23 protein-coding genes are annotated in these 24411 nt (G+C 64.1%); 12 read left to right on the top strand and 11 right to left on the bottom strand.

Features of this window, described 5'->3' with window-relative positions:
* Positions 1–486 precede the first annotated feature (486 nt).
* A complete protein-coding gene (locus ACLFLU_RS22075) occupies positions 487–1176 on the top strand; it encodes a MarC family protein (RefSeq protein WP_426406984.1) in 690 nt (229 codons plus the stop codon).
* 117 nt (positions 1177–1293) lie between these two features.
* Here the strand turns inward: ACLFLU_RS22075 and cax are convergent, their stop codons facing one another.
* On the bottom strand, positions 1294–2388 hold the full coding sequence (gene cax / locus ACLFLU_RS22080) for a calcium/proton exchanger (protein WP_426406985.1): 1095 nt from the start codon (positions 2386–2388) through the stop codon (positions 1294–1296).
* Between the two features lie 350 nt (positions 2389–2738).
* Positions 2739–2954, bottom strand: a complete 216-nt coding sequence (locus ACLFLU_RS22085) for a hypothetical protein (RefSeq protein ID WP_426406986.1) — start codon at positions 2952–2954, stop codon at positions 2739–2741.
* A gap of 387 nt (positions 2955–3341) precedes the next feature.
* Between ACLFLU_RS22085 and ACLFLU_RS22090 the strand changes: the two genes are divergently transcribed.
* The 5 genes from ACLFLU_RS22090 to ACLFLU_RS22110 all read left to right on the top strand — a co-directional run bounded on the left by ACLFLU_RS22090 (position 3342) and on the right by ACLFLU_RS22110 (position 10014).
* Positions 3342–3521, top strand: coding sequence for a hypothetical protein (locus ACLFLU_RS22090; RefSeq protein ID WP_194462210.1), 180 nt, complete (start codon positions 3342–3344; stop codon positions 3519–3521).
* Between the two features lie 136 nt (positions 3522–3657).
* On the top strand, positions 3658–4320 hold the full coding sequence (locus ACLFLU_RS22095; RefSeq protein WP_426406987.1) for a protein-L-isoaspartate O-methyltransferase family protein: 663 nt from the start codon (positions 3658–3660) through the stop codon (positions 4318–4320).
* A gap of 205 nt (positions 4321–4525) precedes the next feature.
* On the top strand, positions 4526–5935 hold the full coding sequence (locus ACLFLU_RS22100; RefSeq protein ID WP_426406988.1) for a TolC family outer membrane protein: 1410 nt from the start codon (positions 4526–4528) through the stop codon (positions 5933–5935).
* A 303-nt stretch (positions 5936–6238) separates the two neighbouring features.
* Positions 6239–7009 (top strand): PopZ family protein, encoded by a 771-nt coding sequence (locus ACLFLU_RS22105; protein ID WP_426406989.1) that lies wholly within the window; start codon positions 6239–6241, stop codon positions 7007–7009.
* Positions 7010–7137: 128 nt separating this feature from the next.
* Positions 7138–10014: a valine--tRNA ligase gene (locus ACLFLU_RS22110; protein ID WP_426406990.1), complete on the top strand. Its 2877-nt coding sequence runs from the start codon at positions 7138–7140 to the stop codon at positions 10012–10014.
* 2 nt (positions 10015–10016) lie between these two features.
* On the opposite strand, the gene ACLFLU_RS22115 is transcribed toward ACLFLU_RS22110, so the two are convergent.
* Complete coding sequence (locus tag ACLFLU_RS22115) at positions 10017–10619, bottom strand: DNA-3-methyladenine glycosylase (RefSeq protein ID WP_426406991.1); 603 nt, start codon at positions 10617–10619, stop codon at positions 10017–10019.
* 130 nt (positions 10620–10749) lie between these two features.
* Here ACLFLU_RS22115 and lipA point away from each other — a divergent pair, with 130 nt between their 5' ends.
* Together lipA and ACLFLU_RS22125 are read left to right on the top strand one after the other, a co-directional pair.
* Positions 10750–11706 carry a lipoyl synthase gene (lipA, locus tag ACLFLU_RS22120; protein WP_220006839.1) on the top strand — a complete coding sequence of 319 codons (957 nt, stop codon included), beginning with the start codon at positions 10750–10752 and terminating at the stop codon, positions 11704–11706.
* A gap of 6 nt (positions 11707–11712) precedes the next feature.
* Positions 11713–12183: a type II toxin-antitoxin system RatA family toxin gene (locus tag ACLFLU_RS22125; protein ID WP_426406992.1), complete on the top strand. Its 471-nt coding sequence runs from the start codon at positions 11713–11715 to the stop codon at positions 12181–12183.
* Here ACLFLU_RS22125 and ACLFLU_RS22130 read toward each other — a convergent pair whose 3' ends face one another.
* Genes ACLFLU_RS22130 through ACLFLU_RS22155 form a run of 6 tightly spaced genes read right to left on the bottom strand, consistent with a single transcriptional unit; the run spans position 12184 to position 17321 of the window.
* A complete protein-coding gene (locus ACLFLU_RS22130) occupies positions 12184–12999 on the bottom strand; it encodes a c-type cytochrome (protein ID WP_426406993.1) in 816 nt (271 codons plus the stop codon). It lies immediately after the preceding gene.
* Positions 12999–14621, bottom strand: coding sequence for a b(o/a)3-type cytochrome-c oxidase subunit 1 (locus tag ACLFLU_RS22135; protein ID WP_426406994.1), 1623 nt, complete (start codon positions 14619–14621; stop codon positions 12999–13001). The genes ACLFLU_RS22130 and ACLFLU_RS22135 overlap by 1 nt, the downstream gene beginning before the upstream one ends.
* Complete coding sequence (locus ACLFLU_RS22140; RefSeq protein WP_426406995.1) at positions 14608–15171, bottom strand: cytochrome C oxidase subunit II; 564 nt, start codon at positions 15169–15171, stop codon at positions 14608–14610. The genes ACLFLU_RS22135 and ACLFLU_RS22140 overlap by 14 nt, the downstream gene beginning before the upstream one ends.
* Entirely contained in the window at positions 15168–15344 is a 177-nt protein-coding gene (locus ACLFLU_RS22145; RefSeq protein WP_426406996.1) for a hypothetical protein, read from the bottom strand. The genes ACLFLU_RS22140 and ACLFLU_RS22145 overlap by 4 nt, the downstream gene beginning before the upstream one ends.
* Positions 15345–15363: 19 nt before the next feature.
* Positions 15364–16605: a cytochrome c gene (locus ACLFLU_RS22150; protein ID WP_426406997.1), complete on the bottom strand. Its 1242-nt coding sequence runs from the start codon at positions 16603–16605 to the stop codon at positions 15364–15366.
* An 8-nt stretch (positions 16606–16613) separates the two neighbouring features.
* The gene (locus ACLFLU_RS22155) at positions 16614–17321 is read right to left on the bottom strand and encodes a c-type cytochrome (protein WP_426406998.1); all 708 of its coding nucleotides are present in this window, start codon (positions 17319–17321) and stop codon (positions 16614–16616) included.
* 977 nt (positions 17322–18298) lie between these two features.
* Between ACLFLU_RS22155 and ACLFLU_RS22160 the strand changes: the two genes are divergently transcribed.
* Positions 18299–18493, top strand: coding sequence for a hypothetical protein (locus tag ACLFLU_RS22160; RefSeq protein WP_426406999.1), 195 nt, complete (start codon positions 18299–18301; stop codon positions 18491–18493).
* A gap of 6 nt (positions 18494–18499) precedes the next feature.
* Here ACLFLU_RS22160 and ACLFLU_RS22165 read toward each other — a convergent pair whose 3' ends face one another.
* Positions 18500–19111 carry a CinA family protein gene (locus ACLFLU_RS22165; RefSeq protein WP_426407000.1) on the bottom strand — a complete coding sequence of 204 codons (612 nt, stop codon included), beginning with the start codon at positions 19109–19111 and terminating at the stop codon, positions 18500–18502.
* Positions 19112–19114: 3 nt separating this feature from the next.
* Positions 19115–20311 carry a bifunctional 2-C-methyl-D-erythritol 4-phosphate cytidylyltransferase/2-C-methyl-D-erythritol 2,4-cyclodiphosphate synthase gene (locus ACLFLU_RS22170; protein ID WP_426407001.1) on the bottom strand — a complete coding sequence of 399 codons (1197 nt, stop codon included), beginning with the start codon at positions 20309–20311 and terminating at the stop codon, positions 19115–19117.
* Positions 20312–20595: 284 nt separating this feature from the next.
* On the opposite strand from ACLFLU_RS22170, the gene dusB reads away from it, so the two are divergent.
* From dusB to ntrC, 3 genes are read left to right on the top strand one after another with little or no spacing between them, the layout of a single operon-like run.
* Entirely contained in the window at positions 20596–21597 is a 1002-nt protein-coding gene (dusB, locus tag ACLFLU_RS22175; RefSeq protein WP_426407002.1) for a tRNA dihydrouridine synthase DusB, read from the top strand.
* On the top strand, positions 21594–22769 hold the full coding sequence (locus ACLFLU_RS22180; protein ID WP_426407003.1) for a two-component system sensor histidine kinase NtrB: 1176 nt from the start codon (positions 21594–21596) through the stop codon (positions 22767–22769). The genes dusB and ACLFLU_RS22180 overlap by 4 nt, the downstream gene beginning before the upstream one ends.
* 9 nt (positions 22770–22778) lie before the next feature.
* On the top strand, positions 22779–24221 hold the full coding sequence (gene ntrC, locus ACLFLU_RS22185; protein WP_426407004.1) for a nitrogen regulation protein NR(I): 1443 nt from the start codon (positions 22779–22781) through the stop codon (positions 24219–24221).
* Positions 24222–24411: the final 190 nt, after the last annotated feature.

Below are 24411 nucleotides of genomic sequence, written 5' to 3' on the forward strand. Positions count from 1 at the left end.
GGCTGCTCAGGGCGCAAGTACGAGCGAGATCGCAATGCTCGATCGACAACGCTTGACCAGCCTTGGGCTTCTAAGCAAGGCCCGATGATTGGGGGCGGCAACAAGTTGGAGAAGTCGATGTGGGTGTTGATGTATGTCTTTTCCTACTCCGTCAGTCCTGCGGCGACGAACGACAAGGCGGAATGGCGGCTGCTCCCCTACAGTCGTCTTCCAGGAGTTCTCTAGTGAGCAACGATGCAGGAACGCCAAGGCCGCGCTTGAAGGAAGCTTGAGCGAGGCGGGAGCCAAACTGAGGAGCGGCTTGGAAGATCTGAAGAGCTTGGGTAAGGCTGACCCGGCTCAGGTCATCATCGCGTACAATGTGGAATGTCTGCCGAAGTAGATCCGACGGCGGCGGAGCGATGCGAGAGGCTAACCAGTGAATCGAGGGCTGGCAGTCGGCTTCCATCAAGGACTCTGCATCGCAACAGACGGGCCTGACGCCAGATGCCCAATTTCGCGACATCCCGATGGGTTGCCGATTTCTTGTTCGGCTTTGGTGCACTATTTGCGATCATCAACCCTTACGGCTTGGCTTTCATCTTCCTGGACAGGACCAGAGGCCTGTCTGAAGACGAGCGCGCGGATCTTGCACTGCGGGTTGCCGGATACGCCTTCGCCGTTCTTCTGGTATCACAGTTTCTCGGCAGCCAGATCCTGAATTTCTTCGGTGTGACCATTCCCGCGCTTCGGATTGCTGGAGGTCTTGTGGTCGCGGCAACAGGCTGGTCGATGCTTCACGCTGCGCCCGGTGCGGGCGGCCCCCACGGGGAATCATCCGCAGATCTCGCCACTATGAAGCGGATGGCATTCTTCCCACTGACGATCCCGCTCACGACCGGGCCGGGAACGATCGCGACCGCCATTGCTATCGGAATAAGCCGGACAGACAGCCTCGACGCGATGTTCGGATCGTCGATTGTTTCTCTTCTGGTGGCGGTCGCCGTGACCGCGACGATCTACCATGCTTACCGGAAATCAGGCGCGATGGCGCGCTTGTTCGGCGAAGAAGGCACCAGCGTAGTCACAAAGTTGTCGGCATTTTTGCTGCTATGCATCGGCGTACAAATCATCATCACTGGGGCGTCTGAGGTTGCGCGTTCAATCTTGGAAGGTGCTTCGCGCAATATCCAGTAAAGCCTCGATTTAGATCTGATCAGGGCTGCAGGTCGAGGCGTGCGAGTTGCTACCGGCGCAGCAATGCGAGGCTTCACGTCTTCCATTGCTCCGTATCGTGGGCAGCCTGCGCGTATTTCATGTCGGGCCTTGTGCGGCCGGCGGGACTACGTACAGCGTTATGGCGAAAATCGCGTAAACGAAAATGAGCAGGACGCCGATGAACCAGGCAGAACGTCCGCTATTTGTAATGAAGGTCGCCATCACAGCCGAGGTCATCACCATGGTCACCGCACCTGGCCAGAATTGGAGGTTCATTGGGGCGGGTCCCACGACGTAGCTAAGCAGAACGAGAGCGGGGGCCACGAACAGCGCAATCTGGGAGGCGCTGCCGAGCGCTATCGAAACGCTCATGTCAAGTCGATCCTTGCGCGCTGCGGAAAAGGACACGGCCATTTCAGCCGCGGCGCCCACGATCGAGACGATGATGAAGCCGACGAAAGCCGGGCTCATTCCGAAGGTTTCCGCTGCCTTCTGCACGGATTCAACAAATATCTCGCTAACAAGCGCGACGAGCGCTGTGACTACGAGAAGCGTGCCGACCGCGACGCCAATGGGCCAATGCAAATCCGCCTCGGCCTGCCGCTCGCTAGCAAAGAACTCCTTGTGGGTGTGGAGCGAAAACACAAGGCCAAGGCCGTAGGCGACGATGAGCACAATGGCGAGACAGATGCTTAGCTTCTGAGTCACGGCTTCGCCATGCGCCAGATCGGCAACCGCGGAGGGAGCCAGAAGTGCGACCGTCGCCATCAACAGCAGGGCCGAATAGAGCCGGCCCGTGGCCCGGTTATATTCCTGAACGTGATAGCGCAGGCCACCGAGCAGAAAGGAGGCACCGAGCATGAACAATGCGTTCGTTACGATTGCTCCTGCAATCGATGCCTTCACAAGCATGTACTGGCCTGCACGAAGCGCGGTCACCGCGATGATCAATTCGGTAAGGTTGCCGAGCGTCGCGTTTAGGAGACCGCCGACCGCATCGCCCGTCTTGGCAGCGACAGCTTCCGTCGCATGGCTGAGAAGTGCGGCCAACGGCACGATGGCCAGGACCGCGAGCACGAATAGAGTCGTATGCGCCTCGGGCGCCGCCTTTTCGGCGACGAGCACGATGGGCACAACAACCAGCAGCCATAGCAACGGATTCTGCCGGACTTCCCTGAGCAGAGATCGCATGGGTGGCGCCCTCTCAAAGGGGGGAGTGTTGGGACCTTGGATGGGCCGAGTATTGATCTGGCTCAACAGCGAGTGCAGGTAACCAGCACTGAAAGAGCAGAAGAGCAGTTAGTTCGCCACCCGTCGCCGAATGATGTCGGCGAATTGCCCACAGCGGCCCATCGAGCCATTTGGGTCGTTCGGTGAGAGCAAAATGTCGTTTAGGCCGTCTGCGGACCCGTAAGACCATAGGCATCTAGTGGCGACCGTGACTGGCCGGCTGGCGATGTCGACCAAAAGATCGACGTCGGATCAGCTGCGTTCATGAGAAAGTTTGCTCTCGATGGCACGGTCGTGCGCAGGTGAATGAATTAGTCGGATAGGAATCCGGCCCACAGCAGCCAACCATGCACCGTTTGCCACTTGTCACCTCGGTCCCGGAATTCGAGGACATCAGGCCTATAGCGTTGGAGATCGGCGAGAAACGTTAGTCCGTCCATACCATTCGGTATCGGCTTGGGGGTGGCGGTAGCCGACCGTTGCCATTCGATGAGAATTTGGCGGCGCGCTTCGTCGCGGGTAATCATCTTCGTCTCCGTGCTAGGTTTCGCGAGACGAGCAGGGGCGCACACGTATCTGCGCGCAACAACGCACCAAGTGTGGAAGAGAGACCTTTTGGGGGTAGCCGAAACCCTCCAAGCTCCCGCAGGCTGCTTTTTAAAGCAGCAAGCGTAACAATATTTGATCTGGCCCGGGAAGCCAAATTCCGCTTCATTTTCAATTATTTGCCGGCGTTCGCTGATGCGGCGCACGATGTTGCTTGATCAGTCTCTCAGCGCCGTTACGCTCGAGACCAGCAGAATCGCGTTCAAGCGGATGTGTTGGGCGGCGGCACCGCCGCCACGCAGACGGCACCAAATCGACTTAATTCAAATCGAGCTTGTTGAGGCCGGACTCTTACGGAGCTGATTCCCATGCCCGACATCCAGATCGACCGCGCCCACCTGGCCCCCTCGATTCTGCCGGCTGATGTTCCCGAGCTGAGCGACGATGAGTGCCTCGCCTGTCTCGCCCGCGCGGTCGAGACCCCCGATTCGGCGCGGCTGGACGAAGTGGCGGCCCTGATCGGCCGCCTTGCCGTCGCGATCGAATAGGCCATCTCGCCTCCGATGCCTGCGTTGCGTCGCCGTTGGTTCACAGGCCAACGGACGTGTTGCGTTTTCGAGGAGCCTGCTCCAAATATGCCGCCAAGTTTCGTCCGCGGCATCGTCCGCCTCGCAGGGTCCGCAAATGTCCGGTTTTTCGACCGCGCGCCTAAAAATGGTCGATGGCCAGGTGCGCACCAATGACGTCACCGATCGCCGCATTCTCGATGCCATGCTCACGGTTCCCCGCGAGGCCTTCGTGCCGGCGAGCCGGCAGGCGCTGGCCTATCTCGACCTCGATCTCGATGTGAGCGAGGGCGGCGCCAAGCGCTTCCTGATCAAGCCGCAGCTGACCGGCAAGCTGCTCCAGGCCGCCGAGATCGGCGAAGGCGACAACGTGCTGGTCGTCGGTTGCGCCACCGGCTACCTCGCCGCGCTGACCGCGAAGCTTGCGCGCCAGGTCACGGCAACGGAGAGCGATTCGGCTCTGGCTGCGAAAGCCAGGGACGCCTTCGCCGCAATTGGGCTTACCAACGTCACCTGCAAGGCCGCCGCCTGCGCCGAAGGCGATCCGGCTGCCGCGCCCTATGACGTGATCGTCCTCAATGGCGCCACCGAAGTGACGCCGGACCGGCTGTTCGGCCAGCTCAGGGAAGGGGGACGCCTGGTGGGGGTCTCGGCCGAATCCCGGCCGTCGCGGGCCATGATTGTGACCCGTACCCACGGCGAATTCGGCCATCGGCCGCTGTTCGACGCCGCCGCCCCGGTGCTTCCCGGGCTGGAACGGGCCGCCGCCTTCGTCTTCTGACGGCCAAAACCCCGTTAAAATCCCGTTCTGAATCAGAAGTGTGGCCGGGATGCTGCACGTGAAGAGTTTCCACTGAGAACGACCCCGAGGTAGTTCCGTCGCGCTCGGCCGCGTCCTATGTTGCTGCGGGGTAACGACTCCACTTGGATACGGTAACCAGGCTCGCGGGCACGAGCCTGACGTGAGAATGAACGGATTTTCAAGGATGCATGGGGTGAAGTTCTTCACCGGAGCAGCGGTTTCGGTCCTCCTGACGGCGCTTGCCGGGCCGACGCCTGCGTTGGCGGATACGATCGAGGCCGCGCTGGTGCGCGCCTATCAGAACAATCCGCAGCTCAACGCGCAGCGCGCCCAGGTGCGCTCGACTGACGAGAACGTGCCGCAGGCGCTGTCGGGATATCGTCCCAAGGTCAATGTGAGCCTCGGCACCGGGGCTCAATATCAGGATATCCAGGCGGTGCAGAAGGGCGGATCGATCCATGGCAACACCGTCGCCCCCACGACGCAGCCCCTTCAGCCCAACAGCGCCAGCCTGACCGTCAGCCAGACGCTCTACAACGGCAATCAAACCGCCAACAAGACGCGCGCGGCGGAAAGCCAGGTCTCCGGGGCTCGCGAAGCGTTGCGTGTGCTCGAACAAACCGTGCTGCTTCAGGCCGCCACCGTCTACATGGACTATCTCCGCGATGCAGCGACGCTGGAAGTCCAGCGAAGCAACGTGCGTGTGCTGGAGCAGACGCTCAAGCAGACGCGCGACCGCTTCAATGTGGGTGAGGTGACTCGCACCGACGTCGCGCAATCTGAGGCTCAGCTGGCGGCCGGCAATACGCAGGCGCTGACCGCCGAATCGAATCTGACCACGACCCGCTCCAACTTCCGCCGCATCATCGGCAATGAGCCGGCAAACCTCGCGCCGGGTTCGCCGGTTGATCGCTTCCTGCCGGGAACGCTTCCCTCCGCGGTCAATCTCAGCCTGGTCGAGAACCCCAATGTTACGGCGTCGATGTACGGCATCGACGTCAATTATCTCCAGGTCAAGATCAACGAGGGCGCGCTGCTGCCGACAGTCACGGTCCAGGCTGGCGTCAGTACTGCTTATCAGCAGAGCCTGCAGGTTTTCCGAACGAATACCGCGTCCGCTATCGCGACTGCTTCCATACCGATCTTTCAAGGCGGCGCAGAATACTCGCTGATCCGCCAATCGAAAGAGAACCTGGCCCAGCAGCGCCTGAACCTCGAAACGACGCGCGACCAGACTCGCGCGAGCGTCGTGACGGCGTGGGGGCAGCTGGTCGCCGGCAAGGCGCAGGTGTCCTCCGCGCAGGCGCAGGTCACGGCATCCGAGATCGCGCTGAACGGCGTGCGCGAGGAAGCCAAGGCCGGTCAGCGCACGACACTCGACGTGCTCAACGCGCAGCAGGCGCTGGTCAACGCTCGCGTCGCGCTGGTTACCGCGCAGCACGATCGCGTGGTGGCGTCCTATTCTGTGCTCAACGCGGTTGGCCGCCTTGCGCCGCAGGTGCTCGGCCTCAACACAACGGTCTACGATCCGAGTGTGCACTACCAGCAGGTCCGCGACAGTTGGGTCGGCGTGCGCACGCCTGACGGACGCTAACTCCCGTAGTCCACCGGTCGGCCTCGCAAACAGACGAGTCCGACCGGTGCTTTGCTTGCAATCATCAAAATCCCTGACATAGCCTTGCCAAGAAGCTGCGGGTCGATTCGCCCCGCATCCAATGTTGCATGCGTAATGCGTGAGTGACGGGGCAGGGGCGCGCCGCCTCACCTTGAGCCGTGATCTGGGGACAAGTCTGGCTGCCGCGACGAAAATGTCGGGGCACACATCCGGAACCGGCCAATCCTGTCGTGCTTGGTGTAAAACAACGCATGCGAGGGCGTTGATGATGTGGAGTCGGAGATGACGCAGCCTGCAAAGGTCACAGAACCCTCGATGGAGGAGATTCTGGCCTCGATCCGGCGCATCATTGCCGACGATGAGGCTAAGCCGCCGCCGGCAGAGGCTGCCAAGCCTGCGCCGGCGCCCGCCACGCCCGCACCAAAGCCGCAGGCGATGGCTGACATTCCACCATCCAAGGTCGCGCCTGCAAAACCAGCCGCCGAGAAGCCTGCGCCACCTCCGGCCGCGAAGCCCGCGCCCCCGCCACCACCCGCGCCTGCGGCGGATGCCGGCCCCAACAACCAGGACGACATCGACGCGCTGCTGGCGGGCCTCGACGCGGCTACGCCTGCGCCTGAGGTGCGCGTCCCGGAGCCTGAGCCTGAGCCCGACGTGCTCGAATTGACCGACGATATGGCGATGGACCCGGAGCCGACGCCCGCACCGCCGCAGCCGAGCTTCCGCAGGGTCGAGCCGCGCGACGATCTCGAATTCGCCGAAGCGCCGCCGCCTCGTCCGACACCCGCGCCGTCCTATGCGCCGATGGACTTTGACGCGCCCCCGCTGCCGCCGCAGCAACCGATCCTGGCCCAGTCGACCGTCTCGGCGGTCGAATCCGCCTTCAACTCGCTGGCCCACACCGTGCTCAGCAGCAACGCGCGGACGCTGGAGGATCTGGTCAAGGAGATGCTGCGGCCGATGCTGAAATCCTGGCTCGACGACAATCTGCCGGGCCTCGTCGAACGCATCGTGAAGGCCGAAATCGAGCGTGTCTCGCGCGGCGGTCGCTGAAGGAGGCCGCTCGGCCCCGATAAAGCCCTGCTCCTGTGTCATAATCGACCTGCCGGTCGGGCCGGAAAGCCCTTTTGCCGCTGAGCTTTCCGTTGACTTGAACCCCGCACGCGGCTTTCTAGCGCCTCATGATCGAGAAAAACTACCAGCCCGCCGATATCGAAGCCCGCATGTCCGTGGTGTGGGAGGACAGCCTCGCCTTCAAGGCCGGCCGTCCCGACCGCCGCGACGCGGTGCCCTTTACCATCGTGATCCCGCCGCCGAACGTGACGGGCTCGCTGCACATGGGCCACGCGCTCAACAACACGCTCCAGGACATCCTGTGCCGGTTCGAGCGCATGCGGGGCCGCGACGTGCTGTGGCAGCCCGGTACCGACCATGCCGGCATCGCCACCCAGATGGTGGTCGAGCGGCAGCTGATGGAGCGCCAGCAGCCCGGCCGTCGCGAGCTGGGCCGCGAGAAGTTTCTGGAGCGCGTCTGGCAGTGGAAGGCTGAGAGCGGCGACACCATCATCAACCAGCTCAAGCGCCTCGGCGCTTCCTGCGACTGGTCGCGCGAGCGCTTCACCATGGACGAGGGCCTGTCCAAGGCCGTGGTCAAGGTGTTCGTCGAATTGCACCGCGACGGCCTGATCTACAAGGACAAGCGGCTGGTGAACTGGGACACCAAGCTGCTCACCGCGATCTCCGATCTCGAAGTCCAGCAGACCGAGGTGAAGGGACACCTCTGGTATCTGCGCTATCCGATCGAGGGCAAGACGTTCAATCCCGAGGATCCCACGACCTTCATCGTGGTCGCCACGACGCGGCCGGAGACCATGCTCGGCGATACCGGCGTGGCCGTGCATCCCGAGGATGAGCGCTATCAGAAGCTTGTCGGCAAGAACGTGATCCTGCCGCTGGTCGGCCGCAAGATCAAGATCGTCGCCGACGACTACTCCGATCCGGAAAAGGGCTCCGGCGCGGTGAAGGTGACGCCCGCGCACGATTTCAACGACTTCGAGGTCGGCAATCGCCACGGCCTGCGCCGCATCAGCGTGCTCGACAAGGAAGGCTGCCTCGATCTCCTCGATAACGAGGACTATCTGAAGGGCCTGCCGGAAGGCGCCTCGCAATTCGCCGAGGAGTTCAACAAGGTCGACCGTTTTGCTGCGCGCAAGCGCATCGTCGAGCGGCTGGAATCGTTCGGCTTCGTCGAGCGGATCGAGCCGCACACCCACATGGTGCCGCATGGCGACCGCTCCAATAGCGTGATCGAGCCGTACCTGACCGATCAGTGGTATGTCGACGCCAAGACACTGGCCAAGCCGGCGATCGCGGCGGTTCGTTCGGGCGAGACGTCGTTCGTGCCGAAGAACTGGGAAAAGACCTATTACGAGTGGATGGAGAACATCCAGCCCTGGTGCATCTCGCGCCAGCTCTGGTGGGGCCATCAGATCCCGGCCTGGTACGGTCCCGATGGCAAGGTGTTCGTCGCGGAGACCGAGGAAGAGGCCGTCAGCCACGCGCTCGGCTATTACGTCGAGCAGGAAGTGATCACTGCCGAGCAGGGTCGCGAGATGGCGCTCGACCGCAACAAGCGCGAAGGCTTCATCACCCGCGACGAGGACGTGCTCGACACGTGGTTCTCCTCGGCGCTGTGGCCGTTCTCGACGCTCGGCTGGCCGGAAGACGCGCCCGAGGTGAAGCGCTATTATCCGACCAACGCGCTGGTCACCGGCTTCGACATCATCTTCTTCTGGGTCGCCCGGATGATGATGATGGGCCTTCACTTCATGAAGGAAATTCCCTTCTCGACCATCTACATCCACGCCCTCGTCCGCGACGAGAAGGGCGCCAAGATGTCGAAGTCGAAGGGCAACGTCATCGATCCGCTCAACCTGATCGACGAGTACGGTGCGGATGCGCTGCGCTTCACGCTTGCCGCGATGGCAGCGCAAGGGCGCGATATCAAGCTCGCGACCAACCGCGTCGAGGGCTACCGCAATTTCGCAACCAAGCTCTGGAACGCGTCCCGCTTCGCCGAGATGAACCGCTGCGCCGTGCCCGAGGGTTTCGAGCCGGCGAAAGCCAAGGAGACGCTGAACCGCTGGATCGCGCATGAAAGCGCGCACACTGCGCGCGAGGTGACCGAGGCGATTGAAGCCTATCGCTTCAACGACGCCGCCAGCGCGATCTACCGTTTCGTCTGGAATGTCTATTGCGACTGGTATGTCGAGCTCGCCAAGCCGGTGCTGCTCGGCCCGGACAGCCCTGCCAAGGACGAAACCCGCGCCATGGTCGCCTGGGCGCGCGACGAGATCCTCAAGCTGCTGCATCCCTTCATGCCCTTCATCACCGAAGAGCTGTGGGAGGTGACGGCGAAGCGCGACGGCCTGCTCGCGCTGGCGCCATGGCCGCTGAAGCCGTCCGGCCCGACGCCGGAGCAGCTTGCGATGCTTGCGGCTGCGGCCGGCCCGACTGATCCGCTGATCTCGCCGGCGTTCGTCATGCCGATCTTCGATCATGCCGACTTCAGCGATCCCAAGGCGGAAGCCGAGATCGGCTGGGTGATCGACCTCATCACGCAGATCCGCTCGGTGCGCGCCGAGATGAACATTGCTCCAGCGACCTTGACGGCGCTTGTGCTCGCCGGTGCCTCGGCCGAGACCAAGGAGCGCGCGCCGCGCTGGACCGACGTCATCAAGCGCATGGCGCGGCTGTCGGACATCTCCTTTGCCGATCGTGCCCCTGACGGTGCCGTGCAGCTCCTCGTCCGCGGCGAGGTGGCCGCGCTGCCGCTGAAAGGCGTGGTCGATTTCGCTGCCGAGCGCACGCGTCTCGACAAGGAGATCGGAAAGGCCGACGCCGACATCAAGCGCGCCGAGTCCAAGCTCGCGAATGAGAAGTTCGTCGCCAACGCGGCCGAAGAGGTCGTCGAGGAGGAGCGCGAAAAGCGCGAAGCGGCGCTGGCCCGCAAGGCCAAGCTGCTCGAGGCGCTGGAGCGGCTGAAGCAGGCCTCCTAGGCTTACTTCGGGAACGGTTTGCTGAGGAATTTGGAGCCCTTGACGCCATAGCGCCAGGGCAGCTCGACGGCCTTGGTGATACCGATCCGGATGCCGGCAGCGACCTCCACGTCCGCCGTCCGCGCATGCAGTGCAATCGGCGGGCGGTCCAGCGGCAGGGTGTTGTGCGCAACGGTGATCGCGAGCGCCTCCGTCAGCTTGCCCGGGCCCGAGCACAGCGCGTGCACATCGACCGCGTGGCGGCGGCGCCGCATCGTGGCGATACCGTGGGTCGGCTCCAGCGCGCGGATCAGCACGGCGGCGGCCGAGCCTTCCGCCTCGCAGACGAAGTTGACGCACCAGTGGATGCCGTAGGAGCGGTAGACATAGGCAAAGCCGGGCGGGCCGAACATGATCTGGTTCCGCGGCGTCGGGCCGTTGTAGGAGTGCGCCGCCGGCTCGGTATGATGATAGGCCTCGACCTCGACGATGATCCCGCCGACGTCGTTGACCAGCATGGTTGCCCCGATCAAATCGGGTGCGACCTCGTGGACGCTGCGCGCGAAAAAGGCACGCTTCAGCGCTTTGCCCAGCCGCGGTGTGGAAGTCTTCGAGGTTGGAGCCATTCGAGGTGAGAATCGCCAGAGAACAGAGCAGGATATTGCCCATATCTGCCATGTTCCCTGAACCGGCGCGAGCCGGGTTGCGGCAGGCAACCAGACCGACTAGGTAGGACCTGAACAGACCGGACAGATCATGGTCGTTATTGTCGATACCATCACGAACCCGTTGCGCCCGCGCCACCCCGAAAAGGTGAATCGCCCCGATTCCGCTTCGCCGCCGAAGCCGGACTGGATCCGCGTGCGCGCCCCTAATACCCGCGGCTATGCCGACACCCGCAACATCGTGCGCGCCAACGGCCTGCATACGGTGTGCGAGGAGGCGGGCTGCCCGAATATCGGCGAGTGCTGGGACAAGAAGCACGCGACCTTCATGATCATGGGTGACACCTGCACCCGGGCCTGCGCCTTCTGCAACGTCAAGACCGGCCTGCCCAACGCGCTGGACGCGGCCGAGCCGCAGAACGTCGCCGAGGCCGTCGCCAAGCTGGGCTTGGCCCATGTCGTCATCACCTCGGTCGACCGCGACGATCTTGCCGATGGTGGCGCCGAGCACTTCGCCCAGACCATCCGCGCGATCCGTGCTGCGTGCCCGTCGACCACGATCGAGATCCTGACGCCCGACTTCCTGCGCAAGGAAGGCGCGCTCGAAGTCGTCGTCGCGGCGCGGCCCGACGTGTTCAACCACAATCTCGAGACCGTGCCGTCGCGTTATCTGACGGTGCGGCCCGGGGCGCGCTACTTCCACTCGATCCGGCTGCTGCAGCGGGTCAAGGAGCTCGATCCCGCCATCTTCACCAAGTCCGGCATCATGGTCGGCCTCGGCGAGGAGCGCCACGAGGTGCAGCAGGTAATGGACGATCTGCGCTCGGCGGACGTCGACTTCCTGACCATCGGGCAGTATCTGCAGCCGACCCGCAAGCATCACGCCGTGATGCGGTATGTGCCGCCGGACGAGTTCTCGTCTTACGAAAAGGTCGCCTACACCAAGGGCTTCCTGATGGTGTCGGCGAGCCCGCTCACCCGTTCGTCGCATCACGCCGGCGAGGATTTTGCGAGACTGAAGGCCGCACGGGCCGCGACCGCGCGCTGAACCGCTATGCCCAAATTTTCGAGCAAGCGCCGCGTCCATCACAGTGCGGCCAAGATGTATGATCTGGTCGCCGACGTCGAGCGCTACCCGGAATTCGTGCCGCTGTGCAGCGCGCTGAAAATCCGCCAGCGCATGGAGAAACCCGACGGCACCGAGGTGCTTGTCGCCGACATGACGGTGTCGTTCAAGCTGGTCAGGGAATCCTTTACCAGCCGCGTGACGCTCGATCGCGCCAATCTGAAAATCCAGGTCGAATATCTGCAAGGTCCGTTCAGCAATCTCGAAAACCGCTGGACGTTCGAGCCCAAAGGCGATGACGTTTGCGATGTCGGTTTCTTCCTCGCCTATGAATTCAAGAGTCGCATGCTGGCGATGCTGATGGGCTCAATGTTCGACGCCGCGTTTGCGCGCTTCTCCACCGCGTTCGAGAAACGCGCCGACGCGGTCTACGGCCGGCCGAAGCTGGCGTCGTCCTGATCAATCCACTGCCTTCACGACATCCGGCGGCTGCGAGGCGTAATACGCCGCGGCGGCCTCGATCTCCTGCGGCGTCATGGCGCGGGCGATGTTGCGCATCTGCTGGCTGATGTCATTGCGCCGCTCGCCTGAGGCAAACGCCTGGAGCTGCGCTTTCATATAGGCTTCGGATTGACCCTCCAGCCAGGGGCTGCCGGTCTTGTTGTCGAGGCTGCCATGACAAGCGCCGCAGGGCGCGATGCCGCGCAGCGGTGCGCCGTAGATGACGATGTTGGGCTTGGGCAATTGCGGCGTCGGGTGATAGGCCGGAAGGCGCGGCAGATAGGCGTAATAGTTCGAGAGATCGGCGATTTCATCGTCCGTCAGGTTGACGGCGAACGGCGACATCACGGCATTGCTGCGCGCGCCGGCGCGGAAATCGTGCAGCTCCTTGTAGATCACGGCGGCATACTGACCGGCGAGGTTGGGCGAGTCGGCGCGACTGACGCCGGTCGGACCGTGGCAGATGGCGCAGCGCTGCGCCAGCGTCGCGCCGCGGCCGATCGCCTCCTGGCTCGGACGCGACAGCGTGTGCGAGGTCAGCACGACCTCCGAGAGACGTTTGTTTTGCTCCGGCGCCGGCACGCTTGCGGCCCGCTTCGGCACGCCGGCGGCGCTGCAGATCGCGTCCCAGACATTTGCAAACTGAACCCAGGGCTGCGCGAAGGGCAGCACGACGAATCCGGCAATCGCCGTCACGACCAGGATCGCGGCCGTGATACCGACGCCCCGCGTGAAATGAGGGTTGTTGAAGGTGAAGAGGTCGCGGGTGCTCATCACTGCGCTCCCACATAGACGGCCGGCACCGACGTACCCGCCGTGGTCGCGAGATTGAGGATCGGATAGCCGTAGTTGGTGATGGTGAGCGCGATCATCAGCGCTACCCACAGCGCGTGCGTGTTGAGCGCTACCGGCACGGTTGTCGACTGGTGTACGGCGAGCGCGAAGCGATAGGCGCCGGCGTTGGCCCGAGGCGCCCGCATGCCGCGGGCGAGGATGACCAGGAACAAAATGCCTGATGTCAGCACGATGAAGCCGCCGATCGCGGAGAAGGTCACCGACAGCGCCTGCGGCGCGATGGCGGGATCGCCGAAGTCGAAATAGGCCATGCGGCGCGGCATGCCCAAAATGCCGACCCAGTGCCACGGGAAGGTCGTGACGATCATCCCGACGAACCACAGCCAGAGCTGGGTGCGGATCAGGCGGACGTCGATCAGCTCGCGCCCTGTGAGATGCGGCCACAGATCATAGGCGATCGCAAAATACATGATCACGATGGCGCCGCCGAAGATCAGGTGGAAATGGCCGGTGATCCACTGCGTGTTGTGGATCGACGCATCGAGCTGATAGCTCATGTTGATGAGCCCGCCGGCGCCGCCGAAGCCGAGCATGACGAACGAGAACGCGAGCGCCAGCATCATCGGATTGTCCCAGGGCAGCGCCCTGATCCAGCCGAACAGGCCGCGGCCGCCGCGCAGCCGCGCCGCGATCTCGACAGAGGCGCAAATTGTGAACACGGTCAGAAACGTCGGCAGCGTGACCAGTGCGGTGAACGCCGAATGGATGAACTTGAAGCCGGCGCCGACCTGCGGATCGGCAAACGTGTGGTGCATGCCTATCGGCATCGCCACCACCAGGAACAGGATGAACGAGATCCGCGCCATCGTGTCGGAATAGACCCGGCCGCCGATCGCGCGTGGCACGATGGTGTAATAGGCGATGTAGGTCGGCATCAGCCAGAAATAGACGATGGCGTGCAGCGTCCAGGAGAAGAAGATGCGGGCGAGGCCGGCGTCGATCGTGTTCTTCAGCCCGGCCGCGACGGGAATGATCTGCAGCAGCAGCTCGAGCGCGGCGCCGACCGCGGTCCAGGCCCAGAGATACGAGCCCGCGACATTGGCGTACATCGCCAGCGGCACCGGCGCGCCGGGATGAGCCTTGCGCCAGACGCGCAGATTGATCGCCATCAGCGCGACCCAGATCCAGGAGCCGACCACGACCAGCACAACGCCGAGGTAGTAGAAGAGATTGCCGATCAACGGCGGATAGAACGTGTAGAGCACCGAGGCGCGCCCGAGCGCGATCGGGATCACCGCCATGATGCTGCCGATGACGATCAGCCAGAAGCCGGTCCAGGCCCAGCGCACGCCGACTAGGCGCTGCTCCAGCGCGGACTCGCTGATGGCATAGCCAAACCCCATCGCGACCAGGGTCGGGAAGACATAGCCCATCACCGTGCCATGCGCGGTCAATGAGCGGTAATAGAGCTCGGGATTGGAGAGCCAGGTGCCGATCGGGCTGCGGATGAACATCTGCCAGGCACCGAGCGTCAGCGCGACGCCGAATACCGCAAAGGCAAACCAGAAATGGGCGAGGATGAGCTTCCTATTGAACAACACAGCTCAGCCTCCCGCCAGATTTCGCGCGATTGGCGAAGTCGGCCTTGTCGATCACCTTGACCTTGCCCCACATGCCCTCATGGCCGAAGGAGCAAAACTCCTGGCACGGCATCAGATAGTCGCCGTTCCTGGTAAAGCGCATGAGCTGCTCGGAGATATAACCCGGCACCAGCATGGTGTTGACGTTGGTGCCCTGGATCAGGATACCGTGCACGACGTCGGCGCTGGTGGCGCGCAGTGTGATCGGCGTGTCGACGGGCACCACGATGCAGGCCGGAGTGAAGGAATATTGCTGGCCGATCGCGCGCACAGTGACATTGCCATTGGCCTCCAGCACGCTGCCGAGATTGCTCTCGACGAATTCGCCGAACAGATGAATCCGCGACGGATCGGTGGTTTCGACGCGCGGCTGCGGCATGGTCGCCTGGTGGATGCCGGCGAAGGCCGCGAGCAGCGCCATGCCCACGATGATGATGACGGCAACGGTGGCCCAGCGTCGCTCGACACGTGCCGCGACCTCGACGCTGCGATGAGTTTCCTCTGCGGTCATTGCAGCGGTCCGCGCGGCAGGAAGACGAAAAGATAGAACGCGAGCCACATCGCGACCACGCAGGCCGTAGCCATGCCGGCCAGCACAATCGCGCCTGACGGGCCCTGGGCAACGACCTCCTCAATGGCCTGATCGGCGGCGGCTGGGCTGGTCGGCGGATCGGAATTGAACATGATGGATCTCTGGCGCCTCTCAGTTCAGCGGTGCGGAGCGCAGCTCGTTGGCCTCGCGCGCCGAGACCGGCGTGCCGCGATTGCCCCAGGCGGTGCGGATGTAGGAGACGACGGCGGCGACCTCGTTGTCGGAGAGGAGGCCGGCAAAGGGCGGCATGCCGTAGGGCATCGGATTGCCCTTGGTGCCTGGCGGATAGCCGCCATTGAGCACCATGCGGATCGGATTGACCGCCGACTGCATCTCGATCGACTGGTTGTTGGCGAGCGGCGGCCAGTGCGGCGGCTTGCCTTCGCCCTGCGTGCCGTGGCAGCTCGCGCAATTCTTGTCGTAGACGGTCCTGCCGAGGCTGATCAGCAGGCTGCTCTCGGTGGTCGGCAGCACCGAGCTTGCCGGCGGCGGCGACGAGCCTTCCGAGATGCCCTTGAGGTATACCGCCATGGCGCGCGTGTCCTCGTCGTTGAGATATTGCAGGCTGTTGTGCACGACCTCGGCCATCGGGCCGTAGACCACGCCGCGCATGGAGACGCCAGTCTGGAGCAGGTCGGTGATGTCCTTGATGCTCCAGTCGCCGAGACCTGCCTCGCGGTTGGAGGTGAGCGAGGGCGCGTACCAGTTCTGCATCGGGATCAGGCCGCCCTTGAAGGCGTCCGATTGCGACGTGCCGCCGAGCGCGTTGATCGGCGAATGGCACATGCCGCAATGGCCGAGGCCCTCAACTAGATAGGCGCCGCGATTCCATTCGGCCGATTTTGTCGGATCGGGCTTGAACTCGCCCTCGCTGAAGAACAGCGTGCGCCAGCCGAGGATGAGCTGGCGGTTGTCATAGGGGAAGCGCAACTCGTGCGGCTTGTTCTTCTGGTTCACGGGCTCGATCGAGCGCAGATAAGCGAAGATCGCGTCGCTGTCGGCGCGCGTGACCTTGGTGTAGGAGGCAAACGGCATCGCCGGATAGATCAGTCCGCCATCCGGGAAACGGCCGCTATGCATGGTCCGGTAGAAATCGTCCGCGCTCCATTTGCCGATCCCGGCCTCCGGATCGGGCGTGATGTTGGAGGTGTAGATCGTGCCGAATGGGGTCGGCATGGCGCGACCGCCCGCGAAAAGGCGGCCTTCGGGGGCCGTGTGGCAGGCGGTGCAGTCACCGGCGCGGGCGAGATATTCGCCGCGCGCGATGATGTCGCTGGTCTTGTCCTGTGCCTGCGCGCCTGTGATCAACGCGGCGAGAGCGAGCAGTGCGATCGACAGTTTCAAGCCCATCATCCGCCTCGTCAGTTGGGCTGGCTGCCGCAGCCGAAGGGCAACGCGTAGGTGCCTTTCGGGACGGGAGCGGGGTTAGTGGGGGCAGGGCGCGTCGCAAGCCAGGCCGCGACCGCAGTGACGTCGGCCTCGGTCAGATGGCTGGCGACGAGCTGCATGCAGTCGGGCGATTTCGCCGTGCGGGTGCCGTAGCGCCAGGCCCCGAGCTGGGCACTGATGTAAGGGGCCCGCAAGCCGAGCAGGCCGGGAATGCCGGGCTGCATGCCCGTGAGCCCCGGACCATGGCAGCTCACGCAGGCCGGAATATTGCGGTTGGCATCGCCGCTGGTGGCGAGCAACTCACCTTGCGCCAACACATCCTTGCTGACTTCGCTCGGCGCAGGCTGCGGCAGTGGCGGATGCTCGCTGGCAAAATATTCCGCCATCGCCTCCAGATACGGATCGGGCAGAAACTCCAGCAGGTAGTTCATCGGCGGATATTTGCGCCGGCCGCTGCGAAAGGCGAGGAGCTGGTTGTAGAGATAGCCCGCCGGCTTGCCGGCGAGGCGCGGGAAATAGACGTCGCTGGTGCCTTCGCCTTTGTTGCCATGACAGGGCGTGCAGGCTTCCACCCGCGCCGCCATGGTATCCGGCGGTTGGTTGGCCGTTTGCGCGGCCGCGCCATCAAAGGCGGCCAAAGTAACGATCAGTGCGGCCGAGGCCGCGGCGCGAGCGAGCACTGAGCCGCCCTCCACAATGCTGGATCAGTTGATTCCGGATCGCAACGTAGAGCGGCATTATTGCGCTAATATTTTTCCGCGCAAGCTCGCATGGGCGTGATGACGTTTGGCCGCGCCGCTGCATCGCACATGATGATCGATCTGGACAAGTTTGCGTACAATTTGAGAAGCAACCATGACGCTACAGTCTCGCGGCTCATTTCGCCCGAGTTTTGCATCCTCGTGTCGCCCTCCATTGTCAGAGGGCGCAGGGAAGACCGGGTGCCGGCTGGCACCCGCGGTCCACTGTGCGATGATTGCGCTACGAAGAGCTGCACAGCGGCATACAGGTGAAGCCAAACATCCGGCCTTCCCTGCGCAGTGGGTTTACGGCTTATGCCGAGCTCTCCCCGGGGAGCGATGCACTATTGCCCCCGTCGCCTTGCAGTTGCCTGATGTGCAGGCCCGGTCGGGCATACCCATCTCCGCAAGACTTGACGCACAGACCCCGGGCGTCAGGACGACACGGTTTTGCCGTACGCGAGCAGCACCGGTCGTGCGCGCGACGTATCCGCTCACGGTTACCCGCCCTGCGAAAACCAATCGCGCCGGTGTGGCCTGCGTCCACCACGGCTCATCCCACGTTCGTGACGATCGCGATACGCCCCTCTGACCGGGATGAGGTGGGGGACATCTACTGCAAATCAGAAATTCGGTAAAGAAGAATATTTCCGCCGGCGCGTGTTGACCCTGCGGCTGGGTGTTTTGCCGACGGGCAACACAAGGGATTGTGGATTCCGAGGACACCTCCGGATCGACACATAAACCGTAATTCAAACTCCGCACATTTGGAGTGACAAGTGCAGTTTGTGCCAAAACGCCTTGGGCTGACGGAACGCCCCTTGCCGTAAGCGGCATACCTGCAACGGCTGCGTTTCATAACGTGCCCAACTACAATCCGAGTCGGGCGCGGGGCGCGTGTAGCGAGACCAGAGGACATGGCGCGCTGGAAGCAATCGTGGAGCGAGGAAGACCTCAACCGGCTCAGGAAGCTCGCCGGCACAAAGCCGATCACGATGATCGCGAAGGAACTCGGCCGGACCACGGGGACGGTGCTCGCGAAGGCGATCGAGCAAAAACTCCCGGTCATGCACCGGATCGAACGGGCGACGCAGCGATCTTGCTGCGACTAATGCGCTTCACCCCCGCGGCGTGCGCGGCGGCCTGCGCTTTGCCGCGTGCCGGCGTGGCGTTCGCGTCACGCGGGGACGCAGCCTTGTTGCGGCGGCGGCGCGGCGCGGCTTGGCCGTGACCTGCGGGCCGCGGGCGAGCTCCATCAGCATGCGCAGCGCCTCGACCACCGAGCGCTGGCGCACGGCGGTGCGGCCGATCGCGCCAAACCGCTGCTCGCGATGGATGATGCGGCCGTCGCGCGCAGCGGCCGCAAAATGGACCAGACCAACCGGCTTGCCCGGGGTGGCGCCGCCGGGGCCCGCGATGCCGGTGATGGCAACCGCGAGGTCAACGTCGGCGCGCTCCAGAGCACCGACCGCCATCGCCGTCGCGGTCTCCTTACTGACGGCGCCGAAATTGGTGAGCGTGCTGGCCTCGACCCCCAGCATCGCGCGCTTGGCGTCGTTGGAATAGGTGACGAAGCCGCGGTCGATGACGTCAGACGAGCCGGGGATGTCGGTCAGGGCGCCTGCGACGAGACCGCCGGTGCAGGACTCGGCGGTCGCGATCGTCAGCTTGCGCATCCGGCACAGATCGAGCAGCGAGCGGGAGAGGGCGCGTGCGTCGCTGCCGGCCATGGCCTAGACGCTCCAAGTCTTCTCGTTAAACGGGAGGCGGATGGTGGCGCTCGCGGTGGCCGCGATGCCTTCCTCGCGGCCGGTGAAGCCGAGCCGCTCGCTGGTTGTCGCTTTCACGGCGACGCGGGAGATGTCGACGCCGGAAATCTCGGCGATGCGCGCGCGCATGGCGTCGCGCAACGGGCCGATCTTCGGCCGCTCGCAGATCATCGTGACTTCGAGATTGGCGATGCGGCCGCCGCGCGCCGTGACGCGCTCGATGGCGTATTTCAAGAACTGGTCGGAGGAGGCGCCCTTCCACTTCGCATCGCTCGGCGGGAAGTGTGAGCCGATGTCGCCGTCGGCGAGCGCGCCGAGGATCGCATCCACCAGCGCATGCAGGCCGACGTCACCGTCGGAATGGGCCAGGAAGCCCTTCGTGTGCGGCACGCGCACGCCGCAGAGCATGAGGTGGTCGCCTTCGCCGAAGGCGTGCACGTCGTAGCCCGTGCCGGTCCTGATATCGCCGAGCAGGCTGGCCAGGCGCGCTTCCTCGCGCACGAAATCTTCAGGGGTGGTGAGCTTCATATTGGCAACATCGCCTTCAAAGGTCGCAACCGTCAATCCCGCCCATTCGGCGATCGCTGCATCATCGGTGAAATCGCTTCGTCCGTCCTTTGCCGCGCGACGATGCGCTTCGAGGATGACATCGAAACGAAAGGATTGCGGCGTCTGCGCGACTCGCAAACGGGCCCGGTCCGGCGTGTCCTCGACATTGCCGTCCGCGCTCGTCACCTTGATGGTGTCGGTGACGGGGACGACGGGGATCGCCGCGCCGGTGCGGCTTGCCGCTTCGATCGCACGCGAGATCACGCCGGCCGAGACAAAGGGACGGGCCGCATCGTGGATCAGCACGATGTCGGGCTTGTGCCTGGCGAGCGCTTCGAGACCGGCGAGCACCGAGGCCTGACGCGTCGCGCCGCCGTTGGTCGGCGCCTCGTGCTTCAGGCCTGCGACCGCTGCCGTGAAGATAGCGCTGTCGTCGGGGTTCACCACCGGCTGCACGGCGAACACGTCGGCGTGGGTGCTGAAGGCTTCCATGGCGCGGTAGATCACGGGCACGCCGCCGATCTCACGATATTGCTTCGGCCCGCCCGCGCCCGCGCGCAGGCCGCGACCGGCAGCGACAAGAACGACCGCAGTGCGTTGTGATTTCGCCATAGGATTCAAATATTCAACTGCTAGGGGATGCGTCGGGCGTGGGGGGTGGATTGCCGGCATGCCTGTAGCACGGCAGGTCCGCAAAAAAAGGGGGTTTCCCTGCATTGTGGGGTTCAGCATTTTGCTGCACTGCACTTGAAAGATCTGCAGAACTGTCTAAACTGTAGGCATGACGCTTGACTGCACAAGAATTGTGCGCAAGATAAGCCATGGCAGGTGCGATGAGGCCCTGTCCACTCAACGAGACCCCTGTGACCGGCTCGGCAAGATCAGGCTCTAAGCCGTTGAAAATAGGCGATATTGAAATCGCTACCCCGGTCTTCCTGGCACCGATGTCGGGAGTGACGGACTCACCCGTCCGGCGGCTGGCCGCCGAGCTGGGGGCGGGTCTGGTCGTCTCCGAAATGACAGCCAGCGATGAGCTTGCCAACGGTCACCGGATGTCGCGGTTGCGCTGCGAGGCGACCGGAGTCGGGCCGCATGTCGTCCAGCTCGCCGGCTGCGAGGCGCATTGGATGGCCGAAGGCGCCCGGATCGCCGAAGCCGAGGGCGCCGACATCATCGATATCAACATGGGCTGTCCGGCCCGCCATGTCACCGGCGGCCAGTCGGGCTCGGCCCTGATGCGCGATCTCGATCATGCCGTCGGCCTGATCGAGGCGACCATTGCCGCGGTGAAGGTGCCGGTGACGCTGAAAATGCGGCTCGGTTGGGACGACCGCACCCGTAACGCGCCCGAGCTGGCGCGTCGCGCGGAGGTCGCCGGCATCGAGCTCGTCACCGTGCATGGCCGCACCCGCTGCCAGTTCTACAAGGGCGAGGCCGATTGGGACGCGATTCGCGCGGTGCGCGAGGCCATCTCCATTCCGCTCGTCGTCAACGGTGACATCACCACTTACGAGAAGGCGCTCGCGGCGCTTCAGGCCTCCGGCGCCGATGCCGTGATGATCGGCCGCGGCGCGCAGGGCCAGCCCTGGCTGCCCGGTGAGATCGGCCGGCGCCTGAACGGCGGGGCGGCGGAAGCCGCACCAACGCTTGCAACGCAGTTGCATTATGTCCGCACGCTCTATGAGGGCGTCTGCGCGCTCTACGGCCTGCGCGTGGGCCTCAAGCATGCGCGAAAACATCTCGGTTGGGCGCTCGATGTCGCGGCGGACGCAAGCGGCGCGCCGGTCGAGACGCTGAAGGCCTGGCGCCAGAAGATCCTCACGTGCGAGGACCCGGGCCTCGTCCACCAGTCGCTGCAGGATGCCTTCGACGATTTCGCATGGAGCGCCGCTGCATGACCACAGCCGCTGACCATCGCCGGCCGCTTCTGTCCGAGAGCGATGCGATCCTGGATGCCTTGCCCAATCCCGTGCTGATGATCGGGCCGGACGGCAAGATCGTCGCCGCCAATATCGCGACCGAAGCCTTCTTCGATATCTCGACGCAATTCCTGAAGCGGCAGTCGCTGAAGGAGCTGGTGCCGTTCGGCAGCCCCTTGCTGGCGCTGATCGACCAGGTGCGCTCGTCGAACTCGCCGGTCAACGAATACAAGGTCGATCTCGGCACGCCGCGCATGGGCGGAGACCGCCAGGTCGACCTGCATGTCGCGCCGCTCACCGAGCGGCCTGGCCACATCGTGGTGATGCTCCAGGAGCGCTCCATCGCCGACAAGATGGACCGGCAGCTCACTCATCGCAGCGCTGCGCGCTCAGTGATAGCGCTAGCAGCAATGCTCGCGCACGAGATCAAGAATCCGCTGTCGGGCATCCGCGGTGCGGCGCAGCTCTTAGAGCAGCAGGCGTCCTCCGAAGACCGGATGCTGACGCGGCTGATCTGCGACGAGGCCGACCGCATCGTGACGCTGGTCGACCGCATGGAGGTGTTCGGCGATGAGCGGCCGGTGGTGCGTGGCCCCGTCAACATCCATTCGGTGCTCGACCACGTGAAGCGGCTGGCGCAGTCGGGCTTTGCCCGCAACATCCGCTTCATCGAGGATTACGATCCGTCGCTGCCGCCGGTGCTCGCGAACCAGGACCAGCTGATCCAGGTGTTCCTCAATCTGGTGAAGAATGCCGCCGAAGCCCTGATCGACGTCCCCGACGGCGAGATTCAGCTCACCACCGCGTTCCGCCCCGGCGTGCGCCTGTCAGTCCCCGGTCAAAAATCCCGGGTATCCCTGCCGCTCGAATTCTGCGTGAGGGACAATGGACCAGGCGTGCCGGACGATCTTCTGCCCAATCTGTTCGACCCCTTCGTGACCACCAAGCAGACCGGCTCGGGCCTCGGTCTCGCGCTGGTCGCGAAGATCGTCGGCGATCACGGGGGCATCATCGAATGCGAGTCTCAGCCGCGCAAGACCACCTTCCGCGTGCTGATGCCGATGTATTCCACATCGGTGAAACATGCCGATCACAGCAGTCGCGATGGCTCTGCCGGGAAGTCGTCGTCTGCATCACAGGGGGCAAAATGAGGATTAACAATGCCCGCAGGTAGCATTCTCGTAGCTGATGACGACACCGCCATCCGCACGGTTCTCAACCAGGCACTTTCCCGGGCCGGGTATGAAGTCAGGCTGACCGGCAATGCCGCGACGCTGTGGCGCTGGGTCAGCCAGGGGGAGGGCGATCTCGTCATCACCGACGTGGTGATGCCGGACGAAAACGCCTTCGACCTCTTGCCGCGGATCAAGAAGATGCGGCCGAATTTGCCTGTTATCGTCATGAGCGCGCAAAACACCTTCATGACGGCGATCCGGGCCTCCGAGCGCGGCGCCTATGAATATCTGCCGAAGCCCTTCGACCTGAAGGAGCTGATCGCGATCGTCGGCCGCGCGCTCGCCGAGCCGAAAGAGCGGATCTCGACGCCGGACGACGACGCCGAGATGGAGGCGATTCCGCTGGTCGGCCGCTCGCCGGCGATGCAGGAAATCTACCGTGTGCTCGCGCGGCTCATGCAAACCGATCTCACCGTGATGATCACGGGCGAGTCCGGCACCGGCAAGGAGCTCGTGGCGCGCGCGCTGCACGATTACGGCAAGCGCCGCAACGGCCCGTTCGTCGCGGTCAACATGGCGGCGATTCCGCGCGACCTCATCGAGTCCGAATTGTTCGGCCACGAGCGCGGCGCCTTCACCGGTGCCAATACGCGCGCGTCCGGCCGGTTCGAGCAGGCCGAGGGCGGCACGCTGTTCCTCGACGAAATCGGCGACATGCCGATGGAGGCGCAGACCCGCCTGCTGCGCGTGCTGCAGCAGGGCGAATACACCACGGTCGGCGGCCGTACGCCGATCAAGACGGACGTGCGCATCGTCGCGGCTTCCAACAAGGATCTGCGCGTGCTGATCCAGCAGGGGCTGTTCCGCGAGGATCTGTTCTTCCGCCTCAATGTCGTGCCGCTGCGGCTGCCCCCCTTGCGCGAACGCATCGAGGACCTGCCGGATCTCATCCGCCACTTCTTCGCGCTGGCCGAGAAGGACGGCCTGCCGCCGAAGAAGCTCGATTCGCTGGCGCTGGAGCGGCTGAAGCAGCATCGCTGGCCCGGCAACGTGCGCGAGCTCGAAAACCTCGCCCGGCGCCTCGCCGCGCTCTATCCGCAGGATGTGATCACGGCCTCCGTCATCGACGGCGAGCTGGCGCCGCCCTCGGTCAGCCCGGGCGCTGCGGTCCAGCAGGGCGTCGACAATCTCGGTGGCGCGGTCGAGGCCTATCTCTCATCGCACTTCCAGGGCTTCCCGAACGGCGTGCCGCCGCCGGGCCTCTATCACCGCATCCTCAAGGAGATCGAGGTGCCGCTGTTGACGGCCGCGCTTGCCGCCACCCGCGGCAACCAGATCCGCGCAGCCGACCTGCTCGGCCTCAACCGCAACACGCTGCGGAAGAAGATCCGGGACCTCGATATCCAGGTGTATCGGAGCGGGGGCTAGGCCTTCAGAACGGACGGGTGGCTCAGCTCCCCCTACCAAAGGTGAGCTGAGCCTGTCCGGATCGCGCTGGCCTGTGTGGCTGACGCGATGAGTAGAAGTCCGAACCGGGCTGAAATATTCCTCTGAACGTTCGAATTCGTCATTCGGCCGCAGCGTCGCACCTAACTGATCAGGCGCGATACGCAACGAG

This window comes from Bradyrhizobium ganzhouense, from assembly GCF_049949285.1.
In the GTDB taxonomy this organism is placed as follows: domain Bacteria; phylum Pseudomonadota; class Alphaproteobacteria; order Rhizobiales; family Xanthobacteraceae; genus Bradyrhizobium; species Bradyrhizobium ganzhouense.